This is a genomic window from Paraplanobispora takensis (genome assembly GCF_016863195.1).
GTDB classification, from domain to species: Bacteria; Actinomycetota; Actinomycetes; order Streptosporangiales; family Streptosporangiaceae; genus Planobispora; species Planobispora takensis.
Genome location: NZ_BOOK01000021.1, coordinates 17,770 through 40,522, shown reverse-complemented (window position 1 = coordinate 40,522; position 22,753 = coordinate 17,770). Strand labels below are relative to the sequence as shown.

The 22,753-nt window shown below is 70.5% G+C and carries 22 protein-coding genes; 17 read left to right on the top strand and 5 right to left on the bottom strand.

The annotated features are described in order from the left end of the window. Positions 1 to 122: 122 nt before the first annotated feature. From Pta02_RS41915 to Pta02_RS15485, 5 genes are all read left to right on the top strand, one after another. The gene (locus tag Pta02_RS41915) at positions 123 to 3,272 is read left to right on the top strand and encodes a sensor histidine kinase (RefSeq protein WP_203875515.1); all 3,150 of its coding nucleotides are present in this window, start codon (positions 123 to 125) and stop codon (positions 3,270 to 3,272) included. Next, positions 3,269 to 3,691 (top strand): roadblock/LC7 domain-containing protein, encoded by a 423-nt coding sequence (locus Pta02_RS15500; protein ID WP_203875514.1) that lies wholly within the window; start codon positions 3,269 to 3,271, stop codon positions 3,689 to 3,691. Before Pta02_RS41915 ends, Pta02_RS15500 begins: the two co-directional genes overlap by 4 nt. A 56-nt stretch (positions 3,692 to 3,747) precedes the next feature. Continuing rightward, a complete protein-coding gene (locus tag Pta02_RS15495; protein ID WP_203875513.1) occupies positions 3,748 to 4,116 on the top strand; it encodes a DUF742 domain-containing protein in 369 nt (122 codons plus the stop codon). 7 nt (positions 4,117 to 4,123) lie between these two features. Further along, positions 4,124 to 4,663, top strand: coding sequence for a GTP-binding protein (locus tag Pta02_RS15490; RefSeq protein ID WP_203875512.1), 540 nt, complete (start codon positions 4,124 to 4,126; stop codon positions 4,661 to 4,663). A gap of 501 nt (positions 4,664 to 5,164) precedes the next feature. Then, the gene (locus Pta02_RS15485; protein WP_203875511.1) at positions 5,165 to 6,406 is read left to right on the top strand and encodes a flavin-dependent oxidoreductase; all 1,242 of its coding nucleotides are present in this window, start codon (positions 5,165 to 5,167) and stop codon (positions 6,404 to 6,406) included. 120 nt (positions 6,407 to 6,526) lie between these two features. Here Pta02_RS15485 and Pta02_RS15480 read toward each other — a convergent pair whose 3' ends face one another. From Pta02_RS15480 to Pta02_RS15460, 5 genes are read right to left on the bottom strand one after another with little or no spacing between them, the layout of a single operon-like run. Next, positions 6,527 to 7,534, bottom strand: a complete 1,008-nt coding sequence (locus Pta02_RS15480) for a methyltransferase (protein WP_203875510.1) — start codon at positions 7,532 to 7,534, stop codon at positions 6,527 to 6,529. A 19-nt stretch (positions 7,535 to 7,553) separates the two neighbouring features. Continuing rightward, on the bottom strand, positions 7,554 to 8,336 hold the full coding sequence (locus tag Pta02_RS15475; RefSeq protein ID WP_203875509.1) for an ABC transporter ATP-binding protein: 783 nt from the start codon (positions 8,334 to 8,336) through the stop codon (positions 7,554 to 7,556). Between the two features lie 9 nt (positions 8,337 to 8,345). Beyond that, complete coding sequence (locus Pta02_RS15470; RefSeq protein WP_239130637.1) at positions 8,346 to 9,146, bottom strand: ABC transporter permease; 801 nt, start codon at positions 9,144 to 9,146, stop codon at positions 8,346 to 8,348. Continuing rightward, positions 9,146 to 9,937 carry an ABC transporter permease gene (locus Pta02_RS15465; protein WP_203875508.1) on the bottom strand — a complete coding sequence of 264 codons (792 nt, stop codon included), beginning with the start codon at positions 9,935 to 9,937 and terminating at the stop codon, positions 9,146 to 9,148. The genes Pta02_RS15470 and Pta02_RS15465 overlap by 1 nt, the downstream gene beginning before the upstream one ends. Next, a complete protein-coding gene (locus Pta02_RS15460) occupies positions 9,937 to 10,923 on the bottom strand; it encodes an ABC transporter substrate-binding protein (protein ID WP_203875507.1) in 987 nt (328 codons plus the stop codon). The genes Pta02_RS15465 and Pta02_RS15460 overlap by 1 nt, the downstream gene beginning before the upstream one ends. 628 nt (positions 10,924 to 11,551) lie before the next feature. Between Pta02_RS15460 and Pta02_RS15455 the strand changes: the two genes are divergently transcribed. From Pta02_RS15455 to lepB (Pta02_RS15400), 12 genes are all read left to right on the top strand, one after another. Further along, a complete protein-coding gene (locus Pta02_RS15455; protein ID WP_203875506.1) occupies positions 11,552 to 14,485 on the top strand; it encodes a sensor histidine kinase in 2,934 nt (977 codons plus the stop codon). 33 nt (positions 14,486 to 14,518) lie between these two features. Continuing rightward, entirely contained in the window at positions 14,519 to 14,941 is a 423-nt protein-coding gene (locus Pta02_RS15450) for a roadblock/LC7 domain-containing protein (RefSeq protein WP_275423584.1), read from the top strand. Positions 14,942 to 15,055: 114 nt separating this feature from the next. Next, positions 15,056 to 15,478 carry a DUF742 domain-containing protein gene (locus tag Pta02_RS15445; RefSeq protein WP_203875505.1) on the top strand — a complete coding sequence of 141 codons (423 nt, stop codon included), beginning with the start codon at positions 15,056 to 15,058 and terminating at the stop codon, positions 15,476 to 15,478. Continuing rightward, positions 15,459 to 16,052 carry a GTP-binding protein gene (locus tag Pta02_RS15440; protein WP_203875504.1) on the top strand — a complete coding sequence of 198 codons (594 nt, stop codon included), beginning with the start codon at positions 15,459 to 15,461 and terminating at the stop codon, positions 16,050 to 16,052. The genes Pta02_RS15445 and Pta02_RS15440 overlap by 20 nt, the downstream gene beginning before the upstream one ends. 118 nt (positions 16,053 to 16,170) lie before the next feature. Then, positions 16,171 to 17,718, top strand: a complete 1,548-nt coding sequence (gene ffh, locus Pta02_RS15435; RefSeq protein WP_203875503.1) for a signal recognition particle protein — start codon at positions 16,171 to 16,173, stop codon at positions 17,716 to 17,718. Between the two features lie 560 nt (positions 17,719 to 18,278). After that, complete coding sequence (gene rpsP / locus Pta02_RS15430) at positions 18,279 to 18,743, top strand: 30S ribosomal protein S16 (RefSeq protein ID WP_203875502.1); 465 nt, start codon at positions 18,279 to 18,281, stop codon at positions 18,741 to 18,743. A 1-nt stretch (position 18,744) separates the two neighbouring features. Then, positions 18,745 to 18,987 (top strand): RNA-binding protein, encoded by a 243-nt coding sequence (locus Pta02_RS15425; RefSeq protein ID WP_184945466.1) that lies wholly within the window; start codon positions 18,745 to 18,747, stop codon positions 18,985 to 18,987. Positions 18,988 to 19,110: 123 nt separating this feature from the next. Beyond that, positions 19,111 to 19,626, top strand: coding sequence for a ribosome maturation factor RimM (rimM, locus tag Pta02_RS15420; RefSeq protein ID WP_203875501.1), 516 nt, complete (start codon positions 19,111 to 19,113; stop codon positions 19,624 to 19,626). A 4-nt stretch (positions 19,627 to 19,630) separates the two neighbouring features. Continuing rightward, positions 19,631 to 20,419 (top strand): tRNA (guanosine(37)-N1)-methyltransferase TrmD, encoded by a 789-nt coding sequence (gene trmD, locus Pta02_RS15415; RefSeq protein ID WP_203875500.1) that lies wholly within the window; start codon positions 19,631 to 19,633, stop codon positions 20,417 to 20,419. 158 nt (positions 20,420 to 20,577) lie between these two features. After that, a complete protein-coding gene (gene rplS, locus Pta02_RS15410) occupies positions 20,578 to 20,931 on the top strand; it encodes a 50S ribosomal protein L19 (protein WP_184945461.1) in 354 nt (117 codons plus the stop codon). 264 nt (positions 20,932 to 21,195) lie between these two features. Further along, on the top strand, positions 21,196 to 22,065 hold the full coding sequence (lepB, locus tag Pta02_RS15405; protein ID WP_203875499.1) for a signal peptidase I: 870 nt from the start codon (positions 21,196 to 21,198) through the stop codon (positions 22,063 to 22,065). A 9-nt stretch (positions 22,066 to 22,074) separates the two neighbouring features. After that, the gene (gene lepB / locus Pta02_RS15400) at positions 22,075 to 22,752 is read left to right on the top strand and encodes a signal peptidase I (protein WP_203875498.1); all 678 of its coding nucleotides are present in this window, start codon (positions 22,075 to 22,077) and stop codon (positions 22,750 to 22,752) included. Position 22,753 lies beyond the last annotated feature (1 nt).

Here is a 22,753-nt window from a genome sequence, read left to right as displayed (position 1 = left end):
ATCTACCCCATTCGTAGTGACATAAAGGATGTGCTCAAATTGTTTGCGCCGCTTCCCTACTCGGCGAGGGGTTACGTAGGCCAGTGAAGACACAAGACCGCCGGAACCGTCGTGCGGCAGGGATGGGCAGCCGGCTCCTGCCGTCGAACTGGCGCGTGCGTCCCCGCCTGGTCGCGCTGATCCTTCTGCCGACCGCGGCGGCCGTACTGCTGAGCGGATTCCAGTTCACCACGGCGCTGTCCACCGCGACCGAGTACCGCCGGATGTCCGAGGTCGCCTCCCTGGTCGAGCGCCTGGGCACCCTCTCCCACGAGATGGCGGAGGAGCGCGACCTCACCGCCTGGTACATCGCCGACAACCGCCGCCCCGCCCGGCTCGCGCAGGTCAAGAAGCAGCGCGAGGTGGTCGACCGGGCCGGCACCCAGGTGCTGGCCGCCGTCTCCGCCATCACCGACGGGCACGCGGCCCGGGTGCAGACCGAGGCCTCCCAGGTGCGCCGCTGGCTGAACGGGCTGCGCGGCCTGCGCAGCCTGATCACCGAGGGCAGCGTGCTCCCGCGTGCCGCCCTCGGCATGTACTCGCGCATGATCGCCGACTTCGTCACCCTCCACGACGACCTCGGCCGCAGCGGTGGAGACGAACGGCTGATCGGTGACGCGCTGGCCCTGGGCGCGCTGACCCGCGCCAAGGAGCAGGTCGCCAGGCAGCGGGGCATCCTGCTCGTCGCCCGGCTCGAAGGCCGCTTCGACTTCGACGACCCCGCCGACTTCATCGGCGCCTACCGCAGCCAGGTGAGCGAGGTGGCGGCCTTCCAGGCCACCGCCTCCGCCGCCCAGATCCAGCGCTTCCAAGACGCGGTCAGCGGCCCGAAGGTCGACCGCGCCGACGCCATGCGCGCCCTGGTCATGTCGCGCATGCGCGAGAACAAGGGCCTGGGCGCCCTGGGCGTGCGGACCTGGTTCGACGCCCAGAGCGCGATGGTGGACGGCATGCGCACCGTCGAGCGCGACATGGCCGCCACGGTGGTCGCGCGCAGCCAGGAGCTGGAGAGCGCCGAGCAGCGCAACGCCATGATCTCCGGTGGCACGATCCTGGTCCTGCTGGTCCTGATCCTGCTGATCACCGCCTGGGTGGCCGGGACGCTCGTGCGTCCGCTGCGCAGGCTGCGCAGCGAGGCGCTGGAGGTGGCCGGAACCAAGCTCCCCGACACCGTCCGCGCGCTGCGCGAGTCCGGCGACCTGGCCCCGAGCCTCGAGGTGTCCTCCATCGGCGTGCTCACCCGCGACGAGATCGGTGAAGTGGCCCGGGCCTTCGACGAGGTCCACCGCGAGGCCATCCGGCTGGCGGGCGACGAGGCCCGCCTGCGGGCCAACGTCAACGCGATGTTCGTCAACCTCTCCCGGCGCACCCAGTCGCTGGTGGAGCGCCAGATCGACCTCATCGACGACCTGGAGCAGGGCGAGCAGGACGACGACCGGCTGGCCAGCCTCTTCAAGCTGGACCACCTGGCCACCCGCATGCGCCGCAACTCCGAGAACCTGCTCGTCCTCGCCGGTCAGGAGCAGAGCCGCCGGTGGAGCGAGCCGGTCCCGCTGAGCGACGTCGTGCGGGCCTCGCTGTCGGAGGTCGAGAACTACGAGCGGGTCAACCTGCGCGTGGAGTCCGGCACCCTGATCATCGGACAGGCCGTCAACGACATCGTCCACCTGATCGCCGAGCTCGTCGAGAACGCGATCTTCTTCTCGCCGCAGGACACCAAGATCACGGTGACCAGCAACGGCAACGAGATGGGCAGCGTCATCGTCGCGGTCACCGACCAGGGCATCGGCATGAGCGACGAGGAACTGGCCGAGGCCAACCGCCGCCTGGCCGAGCCGCCCGCGGTGGACCTGTCGGTCTCCCGCCGGATGGGCCTGTTCGTGGTCGCCCGCCTGGCTCAGCGCCACGGCATCCGCGTCCAGCTCCGCAGGCCGGAGACCGGCGGTCTGAGCGCCGTCGTCCTGCTGCCGGTCCAGGTCGTCGCGCAGTCGATGGCGGCGCCGGCCCTGGCGATGGCCTCCTCGAACCGGGGCGCGGCCCCGGCCCTGGAGACCAACCCCTTCGCCGGCGGTCTGCGTCAGGACCCGTTCGGCTCCACCCCGTCGGCGGGCTCCTCCTTCGGTTCCTTCGGCGCCTCCCTGCCGGGGGAGACCTCGTTCTCCGGCCCGCCCTCGATGGAGGAGCCCGGTGCGGAGCCCCGCACGCAGGGCCTTCCGCGCCGGGACGCCGAGCGGCCGCCCTTCGGGATGCCGCCGCTGCGCGAGCAGCAGGAGCGTCCCCCGTTCGGGATGCCCCCGCTGCGCGAGAGGAACGAGCGCCCGCCGTTCGGGATGCCGCCCATGGGCGACACGCCGTTCGGCGAGCCCCCCGCGGCCCTCGCGCCGGAGTCCCCGGCCGCCCCGCCGTCGGTGTCGGACCTGTGGTCCAAGCCGGTGGTGTCCGCCTCCGAGGTGGAGAGCCTGTGGGCCTCGCCGCTGACGCCGGCCCCGGCGGCCCCGCTGCCGGCGCCCCCGGCCGCCCCGCCGGCCCCGCCGCCGGTGCCGCCCGCCGTTCCGTCGCCGTTCTCCTCGGCCCCGCCGTCCTTCCCGCCGTCCTGGCCGGAGGTGCCCCCGGCGGACCCCTGGGGCGAGACGTCCTCGGCGGACCCGTGGTCGCCGCGGCGGCTGGAGCAGGCGGAGAACACCCAGACGCTGCCCGCGGTGGAGGTCTCGGCGACGGACCCGGAGCCCGAGGAGTTCCTGCCGATCTTCGCGGCGGTGGGCTCCGACTGGTTCCGCAGCAGCGTCCCGGTGGAGGCGCCCGGGACCGGGCCCGAGGGGAGGGCACCGGCCGATCCCGGCGGCGACCCGGTGGAGTACGGCGCCGGCCCTGCGGAGTACGGCGCCGGCCCGGTGGAGCCCGAGACCCGGACCCACCCGGCCGAGCCCCCTGCCGCGCCCCCCGCGCGGCAGCCCTGGAGCAGCACCCCCGCCGACCAGGGCTGGGCCGCGGCCGCGGCCGCCAGCAACCCCGTCGAGGGCGGGGTGACCGGGGCGGGCCTGCCCAAGCGGGTGCCCAAGGCCAACCTGGTCCCCGGCTCGGCTCCGTCCGCGCCGGCCCCGCTCGTTTCCCCGATGCCCCCGCTCTCGGCTGAGCGGGTGCGCAGTCGTCTGTCCAGTTTCCAGCAAGGCGTACGGCAGGGTCGCGCCGAGATGAACGAGCGACTCAACGCCGGCGAGGGAGAGAAGCAGTGAACCACCAACTCAGTCAGGCCGCTCGCGGCTTCAATTGGCTGATCACCGAGTTCGTCAAGGAGATGCCGGGTGTGGCGCACGCGGTGATCGTCTCCACGGACGGCCTCCCGCTGGCCTACTCCCAGGGGTTCCCCAAGGACCGTGCCGACCAGCTCGCCGCGATCACGGCCGGTCTGATCAGCCTGACCCAGGGTGCCGCGCGGGTCTTCGAGGGCGGCCCGGTGGTGCAGACCGTGATCGAGATGCAGCGGGGCCTCCTGCTGACCATGTCGATCAGCGACGGTTCCGCGCTCGCCGTGCTGGCCTCTCCCGACTGTGACATGGGCCTGGTGGCCTACCAGATGACACTTCTTGCCGAGCGGGCGGGCCAGGCGCTGACCCCGGCCCTGCGCGCCGAGCTTCAGGCGTCCCAGCGGTAGACGAGCGTCGCTCGCGAAACGCCGGGACAACAACCGAGAAGGAGGGATAGCATCCGATGAACGAGCCGCCGCCTCAGGCCAAGAGCGGGCGGAATCGTCTGATTCGCCCGTACGCTGTGACCGGGGGAAGGACCGCTCCTCGGACGCAGCTAGCGCTCGAGGCGCTGGTCTCCTCGGCGACTGCTCCGAGCGTGGATTTCGCCATGCTCTCCACGGAGTATCAGGCGATCACCTCGTTGTGCCGGCAGATACGCTCGGTCGCCGAGGTCTCGGCCATGCTGCACATGCCGCTGGGCGTGACCCGGGTGCTGATCGCGGACATGGCGGCCGAGGGTCTGGTGCAGATCCACCATCCGTCGCTGGATGCCGGAAAGCCGGATCTCAACTTGCTTGAAAGGGTGCTCAGTGGGCTTCGCAGGCTCTGACGCCGGGATGACGTCGACGAAGATCGTCGTCGCCGGCGGCTTCGGTGTCGGCAAGACGACCTTCGTCGGCGCGGTCTCCGAGATCATGCCGCTGACCACGGAAGCGGTCATGACGGAGGCGAGTTCGGGGGTCGACGACCTCTCTCAGATCCCGACGAAGCGGACCACCACGGTGGCCATGGACTTCGGCAGGGTCTCCCTGGACCGTGACCTGATCCTGTACCTGTTCGGTACGCCGGGCCAGCACCGGTTCTGGTTCATGTGGGACGACCTCGTGAAGGGCGCGATCGGCGCGATCGTACTGGTCGACACGAGGCGTCTGGCCGACAGCTTCCCGGCCATCGACTACTTCGAGGAAGCCGGTCTGCCCTTCGTCGTCGCCCTCAACGGCTTCGACGGGGATCACCTCCACGGCGAGGAGGAGGTGCGGGAGGCCCTGACGATCTCCCCGCACATCCCGATCGTCCGGACCGACGCCCGGTCCCGCGACGCGGTGAAGTCGACCTTGATCACCCTGGTCGAGCACGTCCTCACCCTTCGCGTCTGACCCGGCACCGCCGTGTGGCGCGTGCTCCGTGATGCCGGCGAAGCACGCGCCTTTCCGCACCGCCGTCCCGACGATGTGACGGCGGTCGTACGGAGGATCCCCGCCTCCGGTCACCGGCACGTGAGGCCGTGCCCTCCTGCGCCGTGAGCGCCTCTCCTCTGTCTCCGCGGCCCCCGCCCGTACGGCGGGCCGCCCCGTTCCCCGTGGTCGCCGCATCGGCGGCCTTTTTTGTTTGAGGCGGGGAATGTTTCCGCCGAGCATATAAAACGGTCCCTCCTCAATACCCTTTTGTTCTCATGGCCGGCGGGTTGACGCCGTGCCGTACCGCCCTCCATGGAATGCGCATTGTCTGTTGCTTCTCTGTCGTTTGCGTGATTGCTAGAGTCTGTCGGGAATCGGCGCCACAGGAATGGCGGAATGGCCGTGCGCGGACTGCGCGGATTCCGTCACCGTCGGATCGCCGCCTGATTTCACATTCGCGGCCGGCGCGTCGGGGGTCTCATGCACGTATTGGTCATCGGCGGCGGCATCGGGGGCCTCACCGCCGCGCTCAGCCTGCACGCCGCGGGGATCACCTGCACGGTCGCCGAAAGCGCGGGTGAATTGCGCCCGCTGGGCGTGGGAATCAACATCCAGCCCCACGCGGTCAGGGAGCTGACCGAGCTCGGGCTGGGCGACCGGCTCGCCGGGATCGGCGTCCCCACCAGCTTCCAGACCTACACCGACCGCTTCGGGGGCGTCATCCTGTCCCTGCCGCGCGGCAGGGCGGCCGGTTACCGCTGGCCGCAGTACTCCGTCCACCGCGGCCTGCTGCAGATGCTGCTGCTGGAGGCGGTCCGTGAGCGGCTCGGCCCCGGGGCGGTGCGGACCGGACTGTGCTTCGAGGACGTCGAGCAGGGCCCGGCGGGGGTCGTGGCGTCCCTGCGGGAGGTGCGCACCGGCGCGCGGGCGGCCCTCGCGGCCGACGTGCTGGTCGGCGCCGACGGGGTGCACTCGGCCGTGCGGGCGAGGCTCCACCCGGGCGGCGGGCCGCTGCTGTGGTGCGGCGTCAGGATGTGGCGCGGCATCACCGAGGACGAGCCGTTCCTGGACGGGGCCACGGTGGCCGTCGCCGGCTCCAACCGGTCGTGCAAGTTCGTGGCCTATCCCGTCTCGGCCGACCGGCGGCAGATCAACTGGGTCGCCGAGGTGAAGGTGGGCGACGGCGGCGAGGTGCCGCCCGCCGACTGGTCGCGCGAGGGGCGCCTGCAGGACGTGCTGCCGCACTTCGAGGGCTGGACGTTCCCCTGGCTGGACGTGCCGCGCCTGATGAAGGGGGCCCGGAGCGTCCTGGAGTATCCGATGGTCGACAGGGACCCGCTGCCCTCGTGGGGCCGCGGGCGGGTGACGCTGCTCGGCGACGCCGCCCACCCGATGTACCCGGTGGGTTCCAACGGCGGCTCCCAGGCCGTGCTCGACGCGCGGGCGCTGGCCCGGTCGCTGGCGGCGTCCGGGCCGGTGGAGGGCCTGGCCGCCTACGAGGAGGAGCGCAGGGCCGCCACCACCCCGCTCGTCCTGGCCAACCGGGAGATGCCGATGGAGCGGACCCTCGCGCTGGTGGAGGAGCGGGCGCCGCACGGCTTCGGGGACGTCTCCGAGGTGCTCACCGCGGAGGAGCTGGCCGAGATGGCGGCCGGGCAGCGGCGGATGACCGACATGGACGTCCGGCTGCTCAACGAACGGGCCTCGTGGAGCGTCGGGTGAAAGCCGCGGCGGCCCCGCCCTCCGCGTGGAGGGCGGGGCCGCCGTCGTGTCACGTCCCGGCGAGCTCCTCGGGACGGGCTCTCGAAAGGGCCCTTCAGATGGGCCCTTCAGATGGGCCCTTCAGATGGGCAGGGCCTCGACGATGCTGGCCCCGGCGGTCAGCTCGACCTGGCGGTTCAGGCGGAGCCCGGCCTTGCCGAGCAGCTCGCCGTACTCCGACGTGCTGCGCTCCATGCCGTCGCCGAACAGGGCGAGCATGCGCATGTCCACATCCTTGGAGATGTGCGGGCTGTCGTCGTCGGGCACGACCATCTCCACCAGCAGCACCCTGCCGTCGTCGGTCATGGCCTCGCGCACGTTGCGCAGGATCCGCACGGCGTCCTCGTCGGACCAGTTGTGGATCACGCTGCCCAGCATGTAGGCGTCCGCCCCGGCCGGCACGGAGGCGAAGAAGTCGCCGCTGACGCATTCGCAGCGATCTTCAAGACCCGCCTCGGCGAAGAACTCCCTCGCGCCCGGGACCACCTGTTCCAGGTCGAACAGGATGCCGCGGACATTTGAATGGGAGTTCAAAACGGCGGCCAGGACGTGTCCCTTGCCGCCCGCCACGTCGACGAGGGTGCGCACCCCGGAGAAGTCGTAGCGGGAGGCGACCGCCTCGGCGAACGGCCGGGCCCTGGCCACCATGTAGTCGTCGAACAGCCGCCCCGCCTCGGGGTTCTCCTTGAAGTAGCCGCCGTACATCGGCCCGAAGCGCTCCACGAAGGCCGACCTCCCGGTGCGCACGGTCCGCGGGAGCGAGCCCAGGCCGTACCAGAAGCCCTCCTGGGCGATCATCCGTACGGCGGGCCGCATCGAGTCCGGCGCGTCGCTGCGGAGCGTGGCACCGGCCTCGGTCAGCCGGTACACGCCCGGCGCCGTCGTCGTGACGATGCCCATGGAGGCGAGCTGGCGCAGCACCCGGCCGAGCGCGGCCGGGGCCGCGCCGCAGCGGGCCGCCAGCTCGTCGGCGCTCATCGGCCCCTCGTGCAGATGGTCCGCGCAGCCCAGCTCGGCCATCACGGCCAGGGCGGCGAACCGGGACACCCCTCCGATCGCATCCCAGATCGGCGCCTGCGGGTCGTCCATTGACATTCCTCTCTCGGGTTCAGGAAGCGGCGGCCGGGTGGCTCCGCATGCCGCGGACCAGGCGGCCGACCTCGGCACGCAGGTGCACGAAGGCGGGGTTCTCCCGGGTGGTGATCTGGTCGCGGGGGCCGGGCAGGTCCACCCGCAGGTCCCCGACGACGGTGGCGGGGGCCTTGGCCAGCACCACGACGCGGTCGCCGACGTAGACGCTCTCGTCGATGTCGTGGGTGATGAGCAGGATGGTCATGTTGTGGTGGTTGCGCACGCGCAGGGTCAGGTCCTCCAGGTCCTCGCGCGTCTGGGCGTCGACCGACCCGAAGGGCTCGTCCATCAGCATCAGGGAGGGACGGTAGGCCAGGGCGCGGGCGATGGACACGCGCTGCTGCATGCCGCCCGACAGCTGCCACGGATACTTGCCGGAGGCGCCGGCCAGGCCCACCTGCTCCAGGGCCTCCTCCGCCGCCGCCCGCCGCCGCCCGCGGTCCATGCCCTTGCGCCGCAGCGGCAGCGCGACGTTGTCGGCCACCGACATCCACGGGAACAGGGACCTGCTGTAGTCCTGGAAGACCACGGCCAGGTCGTCCGGGGTCCTGTCGACGGGGGTGCCGCCCAGGGTGATCGTGCCGCCGGTGGGCTTCAGGAGGCCGGCGATGGAGCGCAGCAGGGTCGACTTGCCGCACCCCGAGGGGCCGACGATGCACACCAGCTCGCCCTGGGTGACCCGCAGGTCGATGCCGCCCAGAGCGTGGTGCGCGCCCGGTCCGCTGCCGTAGGTGTGGGTCAGGTTCGAGATCTCAAGCACAGCAGGTCCTCAGGTCGTCTGGTTGGCGGTCCGGTGCCACGACAGGATGCGCCGCTCGGCCGCGAGGAACGCGGCGTTGAGGAGGTATCCGAGGACGCCGAGCAGCACGATGCTTCCCCACACGCCGGGGTAGTCGTAGGACCGCTGGGCGTCGAGGAGCTGGAAGCCGATGCCGTTGGTGCTGCCGACCAGCTCGGAGATGACCATCAGGATCAGCGCCAGCGACAGGCTGAGCCGCAGACCCGCGAAGATCTTGGGCATCGCCGAGGGCAGGATGACCCGCGTCAGCCGCTGGCCGCGGGAGAGGCCGAAGGCCGCGGCGGTCTCCAGGTGCAGCCGGTCGACGTGGCGTGCCCCGTCACCGGCGTTGAGCAGAATCGGCCAGATGATGCCGAACACGATCGTGGCGATCTGCATCTGCGCGCCGACGGCGAACAGCGCGAGGAAGAAGGGGAGCAGGGCGGGAGGGGGGATGGCGCGCCCGAACTGGATGAGCGGGTCCACGAACTGGGAGAACCGCTCGGAGCGCCCCAGCATGATGCCGAGGGCGGTCCCGATCACGCCCGCGAGCAGCCATCCGGCGAAGATCCGGCCGAGGCTCGTGGGGATGTTGTCCAGGGCCCCCTCGGTCAGCCAGAGCTGCTGGGCGGGACCCGAGAACCACAGCTCGTGCATGCGGGCCGCGATCGTGGTGGGCGGCGGGAAGAAGATGTCCTCCGCCATCCGGGTCGCGACCTCCCAGGCCACCAGGACGACGGGCACCAGCCACAGGCGGCCGGCGGCGCGCAGGAACCGCATCACCGCACCCATCACCGTGCCCCCTCGGTGCGGGCGAGGTGCCAGTGGAACAGACGCCGTTCGGCGAGGGTGAACAGGCCGTTGGAGACGACTCCGATGACCCCGGCCCAGAGGGTGGCGGCGATGATGTACTCCAGGGCGTCGGGGCTGCCGCCGGCCTCGATGATGAACGTGCCGATGCCGCTGGCGCCTCCGGCCAGCAGCTCGGCGCTGATCGCCAGGATGAGCGCGATCGCGGCGGCCAGCCGTACCCCGGTGGCGATGAAGGGCGCCGTGCTGGGCAGCGAGACGCGCCACAGCACGGCCATCCGGCCGAAGCCGAAGCTGCGCAGGGTCTCCTTGGCCAGCGGGTCGACGTCCTTGAGGCCGTACATGGTGTTGATCAGGACCGGCCACCAGGCGGCGTAGACGATCACCGCCACCTTCATGTCGAACCTGTCGGAGAACAGCAGCAGGGCCAGTGGGATCAGCGCCACCGACGGGATCGGGCGCAGGAACTCCAGGACGGGCCGCAGTGCCGCCTCCACGCGCGGCAGTGTGCCGAGCAGGAAGCCGGTGGGGACGGCGACCAGTACGGCGATCAGCAGGCCGGCCGCCCAGGCGCCCAGGGTGGAGGCGACGTCGGCGAGGAACTCGCCGTCGGCCGCCAGCGCCGCCGCGCGGCTCACCACCGTGGAGGCCAGCGGGAACACGATCGGGTCGATGAGCCCGGAGCGCCCGGCGAGTTCCATGACGCAGAACAGCCCTGCGACGCCGGCGGCGCCGCAGAGCAGTCTGCTGCTGAGCGGGGGACGCCCGGTCATCAGCCGCTGGCACCCGGGAGGATGGTCTTGGCCGAGATCGCGCTCTTGAGGTAGCCCTGCTCCAGCATCAGGTCCGCCACCCGCTGCAGACGGGTCTCGTCGAGGCTGGTGGGGAAGGTGCCCATCGTGATGACGGCGGCGGTGGCCGCGTCGATCTTGGTGTAGGTCGGCAGGATCTCCTCCACGGCCTTGCGGTCGGAGGCGGCGATCTCCTGGGCCTTGGCGAGCGCGCGCTGGAAGGCGGCGACCGTCTTGGGGTTCTTGGTCGTGAACTCCTCGGTGACGACCACGCCCGCGATGGGGAAGTCCGCGGTGGGGCCGGTCATGGTGTCGGCGAGCTTGGTGGCGCCGATGTTCTTCTGGACGGCGGTCAGGTGCGGCTCGGTCATCCAGGCCGCGTCGACGACGCCCTGCTGGAGCTTGCCCGCCATCTCGGGGAAGGGGAACTCCAGGAACTCGACGTCGGTCTCGGCGAGGCCGTTGGCCTTCAGGACCGAGGTGACGGCCAGCGTGCCGATGTTCTTCTTGCTGTTGACCGCGATCTTCTTGCCCTTGAGGTCGGCGGGGGTCTTGATCCCGGAGTCCTTCGGCACCATGAGGTTGAAGGAGTTCGGCGTCGCCTGGTACAGGTCAGAGATGATCTTCAGCTTGTTGCCGGCGGAGACGGCCAGGAAGGTCGAGACGTAGTTGGTCTGCGTCGCGTCCAGGGAGCCGCCCAGGAGACTCTGCTGCGCCTGCGCGCCGCCCTGGACGGGCTCGATCGTCACGGTGAGGCCCTCTTCCTTGAAGAAGCCCCTCTTGTTGGCGATGTAGAGCGCGGCGGAGTCCGGGATGGGCAGGGCGCCGATGGTGATCTCGGTCTTCTCCAGTCCGCCGGCGTTGGCCGCGGTCGTCTCCGTGGGGGTGTCCGAGCCGCCGCAGGCGCTGAGCGCCAGCATGGCGGTGACTCCTACGGCGGCGACCCGGCTCGCGAGTCTGAACCTCATCAGCTCTCCTTAGCTGCATTTCACCCCGGTGGGACTCGCCGGGGCATGCGGCGGCACGGAGACGGTCCCGTGAGGTGTGTGATCAGGGGGGTGTCGATCGTGGATCAGAGTAGCGGAGCTGATCGCCCAAATAACAAATATCGGTCTATTGGGCTAAACCGGTCATAGACTCACTTATCTCATTTCGACGCGTCGTTTGCCATCGTTTGTCGCGTCCGCCGAAGGTTGAGACCGCAAGCGTTTGCGGGGCGGAGAACATGGCGAACCGGATATATGGGAAGAAGTATTGTCCGGTTAGTGGGGAGATGTACCAGTTGATAGTAATTAGTGGCTTATGCACCGTTGGCCGAACTCCTCCGGCTGTGCTCCAATAACCCCTACCCCATGGATGTGTCGGCGTCCCTTGCTTATCAGCTGATGTGACGCGATCCCCCTCTACTACATGAGGATCCGAGGAGAGGCAGCGGAGCCAGTGAGGACAGCGTCAATCCCCAGCCAACGTGGACCGGATCCGGCCGTGGCCGCCGTTCCCGCCGCTCAGAGGGGATCTGCGGGCGGTGATAAGGACCCGGACCCCGACGCCCCCGACGCCCGCACGGGCGGGAAACTGGCTCTGCGCAACTGGCGGGTGCGATCCCGTCTGATCGCGCTCATCGCCATCCCGACCATCGCCGCGATCATCCTGGGTGGGCTGCGAGTGATCTCCTCGCTGAGCAGCGCGGCCGACTACGAGCAGGTGCGCATCAGCGCCGAGCTCGCCGCCAAGCTCAGCGAGCTGGCGCACGAGCTGGAGGAGGAGCGCGACCTCTCCGCGCGCTTCGTGGCGCAGGGACGGACGCAGAGCGGCCTGGCGGCTGTGCGGGAGCAGTACGGCCTCGTCGACGATGTGGCGCGGGACGTCGGCGACCGCGTCGACCTCATCCTCGGCGGGAACGACGCCGAGCTGTTCGGGGACCGGGGCAGGACCGAGCTCGCGCAGGTGCGCAACCGCATCGACGAGCTCGGGAGCGTGCGCAAGACGGCGACCGAGACCCAGCTGCCCGCCCAGCCCACGATCGCGATGTACACGCGGACGATCACCGACCTCCTGTCCCTGCACGACGAGATCCTCCAGGGCGCCACCGACCAGGACCTGGCCAGTTCCGCGCTCGCCTTCGGCGCGCTGACCAGGGCCAAGGAGCTGGCCTCGCAGGAGCGGGCCATTCTGGCCGTCGCCCTCGCCGCCAGGGAGTTCAGCTCCGAGGGCCTGGACTCCTTCGTCGGCGCCCGGGCCCGGCGCGACAGCGAGCTGGCGACCTTCCAGGCCGAGGCGACGGTCGCCCAGCGCCAGCTGTTCGACGACACCGTCAGCAGCCAGCGCAAGGACCGCGCGGAGTCCATGCGGCAGCGCGCGCTCGTACTGGCCAAGAACACTCCTCCCCGCCTCGTGCGCGTTGACGTGTCCAGCACCCGGACCAACGACCAGACCACCTGGTTCGAAGCCTCCTCCGAGGTGGTCGAGCGCATGCGCGAGGTGGAGAAGAAGGTGGCCGACGAGGTCATCGCGCGAAGCCTCACCCTGCAGGAGGCCGAGCAGCGGGGCGCCCTGATCGCCGGCGCCCTGACCGGTCTGCTGCTCCTGCTGGTCCTGGCCGTCACGACGGTGATGGCGCGCTCGCTGGTCAAGCCGCTGCGCCGGCTGCGCACCGAGGCGCTGTCCATCGCCGGCCAGCGCCTGCCGGACACCGTGCAGGCCATGCGTGAGAGCGGCGAGGCCACCGCCGTCGACGTCCAGCCGATCGGCGTGTCCTCCGACGACGAGATCGGTGAGGTGGCCCGGGCCTTCGACGAGGTCCACCGCGAAGCCGTACGGCTGGCGGGCGAGGAGGCGTCGCTGCGGAGCAACGTCAACGCGATGTTCGTCAACCTCTCCCGCCGCAGCCAGACCCTGGTCGAGCGCCAGCTGGCGCTGATCGAGAGCCTGGAGCAGGGCGAACAGGACGAGAACCGGCTCGGCAGCCTGTTCCGGCTGGACCACCTGGCCACCCGCATGCGCCGCAACAGCGAGAACCTCCTGGTCCTCGCCGGCCAGGAACCCGCACGCCGGTGGAGCCAGCCGGTCCCGCTCATCGACGTGGTCCGCGCCTCCCTGTCGGAGGTCGAGAGCTACGAGCGGGTGGAGCTGCGCATCTCCGGCGGGGTGTCCGTGGCCGGAACGTGCGTCAACGACGTCGTCCACCTGGTCGCCGAGCTGGTGGAGAACGCCATCTCCTTCTCTCCCCGGGAGACGAAGGTCGTCGTGTCCAGCAACCGCATCGACGGCGGCGGCGTGATGATCTCGGTCACCGACATCGGCATCGGCATGACGGCCGAGGAACTCGCGCAGGCGAACTGGAGACTGGCCCACCCGCCCGTCGTGGACGTGTCGGTCTCCCGTCGGATGGGCCTGTTCGTGGTCGGCCGCCTGGCCCTGCGCCACGGCATCCGGGTCCAGCTCCGCCAGCAGGACAGCGGCGGCCTGACCGCCATGGTGCTGCTCCCCGAGAACCTGCTCGCCGCCGCGCCCCAGATGCCCGGGATGCCGCCGATGGCGCAGGGGTCCATGGGACAGGGCCACGGGGACTGGGCCTCGGCCTCCTCGATGGAGCGGCCGCCGGTCATGGCCAGCCCCGTCACGCTGGACTCCGCGCGGCCCGCGTTCGCCTCCTTCGAGGCCGCCCGGCAGGACTTCAACTCCTTCGACGCCGGGCAGGGCTTCGCCTCCTTCGACCCGCAGGGGTTCACCTCCTTCCAGGGCTCCCAGTCCTTCGGCTCCCAGCCTCAGCAGGCAGGCGGCCACTACGGCCAGGCGCCGCTCGACACCCCGTGGCCGGGCCACGTGCCGCCGCCGGGTTCCGCTCCGGCGGCACCGAACTGGCCCTCCGCCTTCCAGGACTCGGGACCGTGGCCCTCCGGGCCGATGCGCGGCGGCGACAGCGGGGGATGGAACTCCCCGGCCGGCCGGCCGAACCGGCGCGGTTTCGGGCCGGAGTCCGACAACACGGGGCCGCTGCCCGTGGTCAACGACTCCTACTCCCTGGAGGAGGAGCGGGAGGAGTTCCTGCCGATCTTCGCGGCGGTGGAGTCCGACTGGTTCAGGAAGGCCGAGCCCCCTGCCCCCGCCCCCGCCCCCGAGATCCCGGCCGAGCCGGTGCGGAGCGAGGACGTCCAGGAGACCGCCGCGGTCCCGGCGCCGCCGCCCCCGCCGGTGCAGAGCAACTGGTCCTCGCCGGCCGACGCGGGCTGGCAGGCGGCCCGTGCGGCGAGCGAGCCCTCGCTCGGCGGGGTGACCGGTGCCGGACTGCCCAAGCGGGTGCCCAAGGCGAACCTGGTGCCCGGCGCGGTCACCTCGGAGGCGGGCGGCACCCCGCAGGCCCCCGCCGCCCCGCGCCCCTCGGTCTCCCCGGACGCGGTGCGCAACAGGCTGGCGAGCTTCCAGAGAGGTGTACGGCAGGGCCGGGCGGTCGCCCGGGGCGAAGTCGGCACAGAGCAGGCGTATCCCGGCTTCGCCGGGAGCGTTGAAGGAAACGAGGAGGACCGGTGAGCGAGCCCATCCGATCGCCGAGGAGGATGACGCGTGCGTGAACTGAGCCAGGCAGCTCGCGGGGTCAACTGGTTGATCACCGACTTCGTGAACAACGTCCCCGGAGTCGCCCACACAGTGGTGGTCTCGACGGACGGACTGCCGCTGGCCTTCTCGGACGGGTTCCCCCGCGACCGGGCCGACCAGCTGGCCGCGGTCGCGGCCGGCCTGATCAGCCTGACCCAGGGCGCCTCACGGGTCTTCGAGGGCGGTGGGGTGACCCAGACCGTGGTGGAGATGCAGCGGGGGCTGCTCCTCATCATGTCGATCAGCGACGGCTCCTGCCTCGCGGTCCTGGCCTCCCCGGACTGCGACATGGGCCTGGTCGCCTACCAGATGACGCTGCTCGTCGAACGTGCCGGCCAGGTGCTGACGCCGGCCGTCCGGGCCGAGCTCCAAGCCTCCCATCCGCGATGAGGGTCCGCGAAGGCGCCGCTCGCCGGCGCCCGCCGCGACGCTCCCGCGTCGCGGCAGACACTGTCCTAGGAGGGTGCCGTGGCAGGCCCTGGCTGGCCCGATGACAGGGGACCGATGAGCGGTCCCCCCTATCGGCCGACGGACGACGCCCACCTGCAGCAGGGTGGTCCCGCGCATCACGTGCAACCGCCGCCGGCGGAGCAGAGCTCCCTGGTCAGGCCGTACGCCGTGACCGGGGGGCGCACCGCCCCCCGCACGCAACTCGCGATGGAGGCCCTGGTCTCCTCGGCGACGTCGATCCATCTCGATCTGTCTACCCGCACGCCGGAGTACCAGGCGATCAGCGCCCTGTGCCGGCACGTGCGTTCGGTCGCTGAGATCTCCGCGATGCTCCGCATCCCGCTGGGCGTCACCCGGATCCTGATCGCGGACATGGCGGCCGAGGGTCTGGTCCAACTGCACCAGCCGCAGCTCAACGCGGGCAAGCCGGATCTCAACCTGCTGGAAAGGGTGCTCAGTGGACTTCGCAGGCTCTAGCCGCGGTGGCGGCCTCACATCGACCAAGATTGTCGTCGCCGGTGGTTTCGGTGTGGGCAAGACCACGTTCGTGGGGGCGGTGTCGGAGATCCTCCCGCTGACCACGGAGGCGGTGATGACCGACGCCAGCGCCGGCATCGACGACCTCGGCCTGACCCCCAACAAGACCACCACCACGGTGGCGATGGACTTCGGCCGGGTGTCCCTGGACCGCGACCTGATCCTGTACCTGTTCGGCACGCCGGGCCAGCACCGGTTCTGGTTCATGTGGGACGACCTGGTCCGCGGCGCGATCGGTGCGATCGTGCTGGTCGACACGCGCCGCCTGGCCGACAGCTTCCCGGCCATCGACTACTTCGAGGAGGCCAGGCTCCCCTTCGTCGTGGCGCTCAACGGCTGGGACGGCACCCACCCGCACGGCGAGGAGGAGGTGCGGGAGGCCCTGACGCTCGCCCCCAACATCCCGATCTCGCGGACCGACGCGCGCTCCCGCGACGCGGTGAAGGCCACGCTCATCACCCTGGTCGAGCACGCCCTGACCATGCGGATGGCCGTGCCCGGGTGGGGCCGCTAGGCGGCACGTCCCGACGTGACCGGGCGCCGCGCCCGCGCCGGGGCGCCAGGCGCATCCCCCAGCGGATAGGCTGGGAGGTCGAGTCGCAGACCCTGTAGCGCAGAGGCTGGCCAATCACGTGTTCGAGACGCTTTCCGACCGGCTCACATCGGTCTTCTCCTCCCTTCGGTCCAAGGGTCGGCTCTCCGACGCCGACATCGACGCGACCTGCCGCGAGATCCGCATCGCACTGCTCGAGGCCGACGTGGCGCTGCCCGTCGTCAAGAGCTTCGTCGCCCAGATCAAGGAGCGCGCCCGCGGTGCCGAGGTCTCCCAGGCGCTGAACCCGGCCCAGCAGGTCGTCAAGATCGTCAACGACGAGCTGATCGAGATCCTGGGCGGCGAGACCAGGCGGCTCCGCCTGGCCAAGAACCCGCCGACCGTCATCATGCTCGCGGGTCTCCAGGGTGCCGGTAAGACCACGCTGGCGGGCAAGCTCGCCCGCTGGCTGCGGGAGCAGAACCACGTCCCGCTGCTGGTCGCCGCCGACCTGCAGCGTCCCAACGCGGTCCAGCAGCTGTCGGTCGTGGCCGAGCGGGCGGGAGTGGCGGTCTACGCCCCCGAGCCCGGCAACGGCGTCGGCGACCCGATCGCGGTGGCCCGGCAGTCGATCGACCACGCCCGGCGGCAGCAGCACGACATCGTCATCATCGACACCGCGGGCCGCCTGGGCATCGACCAGGAGATGATGAAGCAGGCCGCCGACATCCGCGACGCGGTCTCGCCCGACGAGGTCCTGTTCGTGGTCGACGCCATGATCGGTCAGGACGCCGTCTCCACGGCCCAGGCCTTCATGGAGGGCGTCGGCTTCGACGGCGTCGTGCTGACCAAGCTCGACGGCGACGCCCGCGGCGGTGCCGCCCTGTCGGTCCGCCACATCACCGGCAAGCCGATCATGTTCGCGTCCACGGGTGAGAAGCTCGAGGACTTCGACGCCTTCCACCCCGACCGGATGGCCTCCCGCATCCTCGACATGGGTGACATCCTCACCCTGATCGAGCAGGCCCAGAAGACCTTCGACGAGCAGGAAGCCGCCAAGATGGCGGGCAAGCTCACCTCGGGCGAGGGCTTCACGCTGGAGGACTTCCTCGAGCAGATGATGATGGTCCGCAAGATGGGCCCCATCAAGAACCTGCTCGGCATGATGCCCGGCATGGGGCAGATGCGCGACCAGCTCAACCAGATCGACGACCGCGACCTGGACCGCGTCGCGGCGATCATCCGCTCGATGACGCCGGCCGAGCGCGCGGACCCGAAGATCATCAAGGGGTCGCGCCGCGAGCGCATCGCCAAGGGCTCCGGCGTCACGGTGACCGAGGTCAACAACCTGGTCGTGCGCTTCTTCGAGGCCCAGAAGATGATGAAGCGGGTGACCAGCGGGATGGGCATCCCCGGCATGCCGGGCGGGCGCAAGGCCAAGGCCGCGCAGAAGAAGGCCGGCAAGGGCCGCCGGGTCAGCGGAGACCCGCGCAAGGCCGCCCTCGCCAAGGGCGCTTCCGGCGGGGCGGGCAAGTCGCCCGACCTCGGCGGCGCCCTGGGCAACCTCGGCGCGGGCCAGCTCCCGCCGGGCATCGAGCTGCCGCCCGGCTTCGACCCCTCGAAGTTCAAGTTCCCCGGACAGAAATGAGCGACGACAAGTTCTTCGGGCGTGCCCGGTGGATCTGGGTGATCATCATCGTGGGCTTCATCGCGATGGCGACGCTGGAGCTGCTGGGAGTCCGGCCCAAGTGAGGCCGCCTCAAGCGGGTCGCCCCGAGCAGGTCGGTGAGGTCGCCCCGTGAGGCCGCCTCGGTGAGGTCGTAGGAGGGCCGTCGCGCACGCGACGGCCCTCCTGGCGTTACGGGGGATCGGCGCGTCGGCGGCGTCGCGGGGCGGGTGCGTCGGCGGCGTGGCGGTGGTCGGCGCGTCCGCGGTGCGACAGGGACCGGTTCGTCCGTGGCGGGGCGGGTGCGCCGGGTCCGCCGCGTGTGGATTGCCGAGATTTTCCCCCTCGGAACCGGAGGAGACGGGCGTCGGTTGGCCGGGCACCCCCGCGCATCTGGCACAATGGCATGTTGGAACATCTCGACCACGCGGGCGCCCTCTAACCCCCGCCGGTCGTGCCTGTCCCTGCAGCGATCCGCTCTTCGTGCCCCACTCGATGAGCCGTCGCTCACCCACGCCCCAATGCATGGAGAGACCACACCCGTGGCAGTCAAGATCAAGCTCAAGCGGCTCGGCATGATCCGCAACGCGCAGTACCGTGTCGTCATCGCCGACAGCCGCACCAAGCGTGACGGCCGGGCGATCGAGGAGATCGGCCTGTACCACCCCAAGGAGAACCCCTCGCGCATCGAGATCGACGCCGAGCGGGCGGCCTACTGGCTGGGTGTCGGCGCGCAGCCGACCGAGCCGGTCATGAAGCTCCTCAAGATCACCGGTGACTGGCAGAAGTTCAAGGGCGAGCCCGCCCCGGCGCCGAAGCTCGTCGCCGAGCCCAAGCCGGACCGGCACGCCGCCTACGAGGCCGCGGCCAAGGAGACCCTGTCCCTCGACGCCGCCACGACTCCGAAGAAGTCGGCGAAGAAGGCCCCCAAGGCCGACGAGGCCGCCGCCGCCGAGGCCCCGGCCGAGCCGGTCGCCGCCGAGGAGAAGCCGGAAGGCGAGGCCTGAGGTGCTCGAGGAGGCCCTCGAGCACCTGGTGAAGGGCATCGTCGAGCATCCCGACGAGATCCAGGTCCGGGCCCGCCGCATCCGCAGCGGGCGCGTGCTTGAGGTCCGGGTCCACCCAGAGGACCTGGGCAAGGTCATCGGCCGTGGTGGCCGTACGGCCAAGGCGCTCCGCACCGTCGTGAACGCTCTTGGCGACGGAAAATACGTCCGGGTCGACCTGCTGGACCTGGACGAGGTCCGCTGACACGAGATCCACGAGATTCATCGAGCGGACGGGTCATCCACCGGTGTGGGTGACCCGTTTGCGTTGTCCTCGCACACGGTTTTCAGACACGGTTTCCGCACACGACGATTTCAGGAGACGGGCGTGCAGCTTGTCGTAGGCCGCATCGGCCGCCCGCACGGGCTCCGCGGCGACGTGACCGTGGAGGTCCGCACCGACGACCCGGAGCGGCGCTTCACCCCTGGAGCGGCCGTCTCCACCGACCCCGCCTCGGCGGGACCGCTCGTCGTCGCCTCCCGCCGCTGGCACTCCGGGGTCCTGCTGGTGCGCTTCGAGGGCGTGGACGACCGCGACCGCGCAGAGGAGCTGCGCGGCACCATGCTCGTCATCGACTCGGCGGACATCCCGCCCTCCGACGACCCCGACGAGTTCTACGACCACCAGCTCATCGGCCTCACCGTGGTCACGCCCGACGGCGAGCGGGCCGGTGAGGTGACCGACGTGCTGCACCACGGCCAGGACCTGCTGGTCGTACGGCGCGGTGGCAGGGACGTCTACGTACCGTTCGTCAAGGCGCTGGTCCCGGAGATCGACCTGGAGGCAGGCACGCTCCTGGTGGTCGCGCCGGCGGGCCTGCTCGACCCCGATCAGGCCGTCTGACGACATGCGCATCGACATCATCTCGATCTTCCCCGAGTACTTCGCCCCCCTTGACGTCTCGCTCATCGGCAAGGCGCGCGAGCGCGGCATCCTCGACGTCCACCTGCACCAGCTGCGCGACTGGACGCACGACGTGCACCACACCGTGGACGACACGCCCTACGGCGGCGGCCCCGGCATGGTCATGAAGCCCGGCCCCTGGGGCGAGGCCATCGACGGCGTCCTGGCCGCCGACCCGGCCGCCCGGCCGCGGATCGTCGTGCCGACGCCGAGCGGGGTCCCCTTCACCCAGAAGCTCGCCATGGAGTACGCCGCCGAGCCCTGGCTGCTGTTCACCCCGGCGCGCTACGAGGGCATCGACTCCCGGGTCATGGCCGAGTACGGCTCCCGCCTGCGGGTGGACGAGGTCAGCATCGGCGACTACGTGCTGGCCGGGGGAGAGGTGGCCGTCCTGGTGATGGTCGAGGCGGTCGGCCGGCTGCTGCCCGGGGTGCTGGGCAACGCCCGCTCGGTCGCGGACGACTCCTTCGCCCCCGGGGCCATGGAGAACCTGCTCGAAGGCCCCGTCTACACCAAGCCGCCGCAGTGGCGGGGGCGCGAGGTGCCCGAGATCCTGCTCTCCGGCCACCACGGGAAGATCGCCCGGTGGCGGAGGGACGAGGCGCTGCGCCGTACCGCGGAGAACCGTCCCGAGCTGCTCGCGGCGCTCGATCCGCAGAGCCTCGACAAGCACGACCGGAGGCTGCTCGGGGAGCTCGGATTTCCGGTGAGCGGCGAAAATATGGCACACTGAATCGTTGCCGCAGACTGTTCACAGGTCGGCGCGCGCCGCCGGGCCGACGGGCCCGGCTTCCAGGACACATCCAGCCCAGCATGTGCGTCCACCGCGATGCCGCCTTCCGTGCGGCCGGGTGGACCTCCGCATGCTCGCGTAAATGAGGTACCACTGTCATGCACACGCTGATCACCGAGCTTGAGAAGGCCACGCTCCGCAGCGACGTCCCGAACTTCCGTCCCGGTGACACGCTTGAGGTGCACGTCCGCGTCATCGAGGGCAACCGGTCCCGTGTCCAGGTCTTCAAGGGCTTCGTCCTGCGCCGTCAGGGCAGCGGCGCCCGTGAGACCTTCACCGTCCGCAAGATCAGCTACAGCGTCGGCGTCGAGCGCACCTTCCCGGTGCACAGCCCGGTCATCGAGAAGATCACCGTCGTGACCCGCGGTGACGTCCGTCGTGCCAAGCTCTACTACATGCGCGACCTGCGCGGCAAGGCCGCCCGCATCCGCGAGAAGCGCGAGGCCCGCTGACGCCCCGCGCGGTCCCTTACGGGCCCGCGCGACAGCGGCTCCGGCCCGTCCCCTGGGGGGCGGGCCGTTTTCGCATGTGGTGACGGCGTGTTTCCGCATACGGAGGTGGTTCGGCGGGTATGGAGCCGCCGTTCCCGCTGTCGTCGCGAGACGGTCGGAACCGGCAATGACGGACGAAGGCGGACCAACGATGATGGAATCAAGAGCAGTCCATAACCACCGGCTCGACCACCGAGCCCCGGTCATCATCTAGGCTCGTCAACGATGACTAGCGAAGACCAGGCGTACGACGCTCCCTCGCGTCGACCTGTCGAGGACGAGGTGGGTGTGGTCGCCGAAGACACGAAGAAGACCGCCAAGAGCGGCAAGGAGAAGAAAAAGGGCTCCTTCTGGCGGGAGTTGCCCGTCCTTGTCGTGGTCGCGCTGGTCCTCGCGTTCCTGATCAAGTCCTTTGTCGTCCAGGCGTTCTACATCCCCTCGGAGTCGATGGAGAACACGCTCCTGAAGAACGACAGGGTCCTGGTCAACAAGCTCGTCTACCACGTCCGCGACATCGAGCGCGGCGACGTGGTGGTCTTCTCCGGGGTCGACTCCTGGGACGGCGAAGTGGAGTACGAGGAGCCGTCCAACCCGGTCACCGCGTTCTTCCACTGGGTCGGCACCGCGTTCGGCGTGGTCCCCGGCGAGAAGGACTACATCAAGCGCGTCATCGGCGTACCGGGTGACACGGTGAAGTGCTGCGACAAGGCCGGACGCGTCACGGTCAACGGGGTGCCGCTCGACGAGAAGAGCTACCTCTACCCGGGCAACGACCCCTCCCAGAAGACCTTCGAGATCAAGGTCCCGCAGAACCGCCTGTGGGTGATGGGCGACCACCGCGAGGTCTCCCTCGACTCCCGCGAGCACCAGGGCGACCCGGGCGGCGGCACGATCCCGGTGGACCAGGTGATCGGTCGGGCCTTCGTCATCGTCTGGCCCTTCTCCCGGGCCACCACCCTCCCCATTCCCGACACGTTCGCCCAGCCGGCGCTGAAGGCCGCCGGCGTCGTGGGAGGGGCGACCCCGCTCCTCGCCGGCGTCGCGGGTGCCCTCCCGCTGGTGCTCTGGCGTCGTCGCAGGCAGGCAAGGCGGTAGCCGTACCTCATGTCCGTTGAACCAGAGAGCACGCAGGCCGAGACCGTGCAGGCCGAGGAGGCGCAGGCCGGCGAGACCGGGAGCGCGCAGGCCGGCAAGGACGACAAGGGCGGGAAGTCCCGCAAGGGCAGCCTGCGCGAGACGCTGTTCCTGCTGGTCTCCGGCGTCGTGGTGGCGCTGCTGCTGCAGGCCTTCGTCTTCCAGTCGTTCTACATCCCCTCGGAGTCGATGGAGAACACGCTCCTGAAGGACGACCGGGTGGTCATCAACAAGCTGCACGGCGAGGTCGAGCGCGGCGACGTGGTGGTCTTCAAGGGCTGGGGTGACGGCAAGGACACCATCAAGCGGGTCATCGCGATCGGCGGGGACACCGTGAAGTGCTGCGACGCGCAGGACCGCATCACGGTGAACGGGGTGCCGCTCGAAGAGAAGGCCTACATCCACCCCGACGACCTGCCGTCGGGAGACGACTTCGAGAAGGTGATCCCGCAGGGGCGCCTGTGGGTCATGGGCGACCACCGCTCCGCCTCCTACGACTCCCGCGGCCACGAGGAACAGGACGGAGACGGCACGATAGCGGAGGACGACGTCATCGGCCGGGCCGCCGCGATCTACTGGCCCTTCTCGCGGGCGACCCTGCTGACGACCCCGGACACCTTCGCCCGGAAGTTCCCCGGTGATGACTAGC